3 protein-coding genes are annotated in these 2,089 nt (G+C 70.3%); 2 read left to right on the top strand and 1 reads right to left on the bottom strand.

Annotated features, from left to right (window positions below):
* The coding region (locus tag KZA10_RS13235; RefSeq protein WP_218683109.1) for a PRD domain-containing protein at positions 1–1,267 on the bottom strand (1,267 nt) is incomplete at its 3' end.
* A 167-nt stretch (positions 1,268–1,434) separates the two neighbouring features.
* Here KZA10_RS13235 and KZA10_RS13230 point away from each other — a divergent pair.
* Positions 1,435–1,752 (top strand): PTS sugar transporter subunit IIB, encoded by a 318-nt coding sequence (locus KZA10_RS13230; RefSeq protein WP_141386267.1) that lies wholly within the window; start codon positions 1,435–1,437, stop codon positions 1,750–1,752.
* Positions 1,749–2,030: an HPr family phosphocarrier protein gene (locus KZA10_RS13225; protein ID WP_055877714.1), complete on the top strand. Its 282-nt coding sequence runs from the start codon at positions 1,749–1,751 to the stop codon at positions 2,028–2,030. The genes KZA10_RS13230 and KZA10_RS13225 overlap by 4 nt, the downstream gene beginning before the upstream one ends.
* The last annotated feature ends 59 nt before the right edge of the window (positions 2,031–2,089 follow it).

The raw sequence follows: 2,089 nt of genomic DNA, 5'->3' as shown, positions 1-2,089 counted from the left end.
CCAGCGAGCGGTCGACGCTGGAGCGGAGCAGCTCGTGCAGCTCGTGATACCCCGGGCAGACGATCGTGGCGGTGAGGATCGACTCCGCCTTCCGACTGCGTTCGAGGCGCCCGCCCACGTGCATCGCGATGTACGCGATCTCATCGTCGTGGATGGGCGTGCCGACGCGGTCGTGCAGGCCGCTCGCGATCGAGACGGCCACCTCGAAGATCATCGGGTAGGTGGTCTTGAGCGACCGGGTGAGCGGGTTGCGGGTGAGGGCGCTCTCCTCGGCTCGCCGCAGCAGGTTCTGCACATGGACCGCGAGGCGGAGGACGAACGTCTCATCGACGAGGTCGACCTGGAAGTCTTCCGCAGCTCGTGCGATCTCCGCGCGCACGGCCGCCTCGACGGCCGGATCCACACCGCTGCGCGCGACCTCGCGCGTCGCATCCTCTCCCGGCGCGACGATGCGGGTGAGGACCAGGGAGGCGAGATGGCCGCTGTCGCCCTCGCCGAGGGCCACGGAGAAGTGCTCGAAAGCGAGGCGGGCGATGACGGTTCCGACGCGCGGGATCTCCTCACGAGTACCCGCCGGGGTCGACTCCAGGGTGTGCCCCGCCGCGACCCGCTCCGCCGCGATGGCGATGTGCAGCAGCACGTCGGAGATCGCGAGCTCGTTCACGTAGTAGCCGAGCTCGCCGAGCTCGCGCACCAGTGACGACTTGAAGGGTCCGACCGCGCTCGCAGCGACCGCGGAACCGGAGAGCGCGCGGCGGAATGTCTCCGGATGGAAGGAAGCGTCATCCATCTCGTCATGGGCGAGTCTGCTCAGAAGACGACGCTGCGCCGTCTCGTTGCCTCGCAGCCGCACGGTCTCGCGCTCTCGCTCGAGCACCAGATCCGTCCCGTCGAGCAGACCGCGCACGCGCACCAGGTCGGCCTCGAGCGTCGCCTCGCTGACGTGCAGATCCTCGGCGGTGTCGAACACGTCGATCCCTCCGTGCTCGTCGAGCAGGAGGCGCACCAGCGTGTGCAGGCGGTCGCGCGGTGCGGACTCTCCGCTCTGACGCATCCGCAGCGCGCCACGGGCACCGGATCCGGCGCGATAGCCGGCAGGGCCCGACTCGATCACCGCAGCCCCGGGAGCGCGGGCGTTCAGCGCCGCAACATAGGAGCGGATGCTGCGCGGCGTCACCCCCATGAGGTCGGCGAGGCTCGCGGCCGTCGCCCAGCCCTCCTGACGCAGCAGCGCCGCGAGGAGCTGGTCCTGGCGCTGGCGCGACATGGTCCTCCCCTTCCCGCGTGCTGACCGCACTGTCTCGACGTGTTCTCCATGATGTCAGGTGCCCTGCGTTCGCGGGCGGAAGAGCCTGTTCCGCAGGGGCGGAAAGGAACGTGTTGGCGCCGACCCCTCGGCGGTTCCCAGACTGTTCTCAGGAAGGGTGGGCATCGATGAGGATTCTCGTGGTGTGCGGTGCGGGCGCATCGAGCACGTTCGTCGCACAGCGGCTGCGCCGCGCGGCAGCCGCTGCCGGTCTCGATTGGGAGACGGCAGCGGGCATGGAGTCCTCCGTCGCCGGCTCCGCTCACGACCTCGTCCTCGTCGGCCCGCACCTGGCCGAACGCCTCGCCGCGATCCGCGACCAGGCGAGCGCGCCGGTCGCCGTGCTGCCGGACGACGTCTTCGCCGACCTCGACGGCTCACGCACCCTCGTCTTCGCCCGATCGATCCTCGCCGCTGACGGCGAAACCCCGAAAGGAACATCATGACCGCCACTCGCACCGTCCGGATCGGCTCCTCCCACGGACTGCACGCGCGCCCCGCGAAGCTCTTCGCGCAGGCGGCCAAGGACTCCGGCATCGCCGTGACGATCGCCAAGGATTCGGGCAAGGCCGTCAACGCCGCCAGCATCCTCGGGGTCATCGCGCTGGCGATCGAGCACGGTGACTACGTCACCCTCACGGCCGACGGCGACGGTGCCGAGAACGTGCTGGACACGCTCACCGAGCTCCTCACCACCGACCACGACCAGGACGCCGCCGGATGAGCGAGCTGCGCGGGGTGGGGATCGGTCCCTGGGCGACCCCGAGGCCGATCCCCACCCCG

The organism is Microbacterium sp. BF1 (assembly GCF_019279095.1).
Taxonomy (GTDB): Bacteria; Actinomycetota; Actinomycetes; order Actinomycetales; family Microbacteriaceae; genus Microbacterium; species Microbacterium maritypicum.
This window is presented reverse-complemented; position numbering and strand designations above follow the sequence as displayed.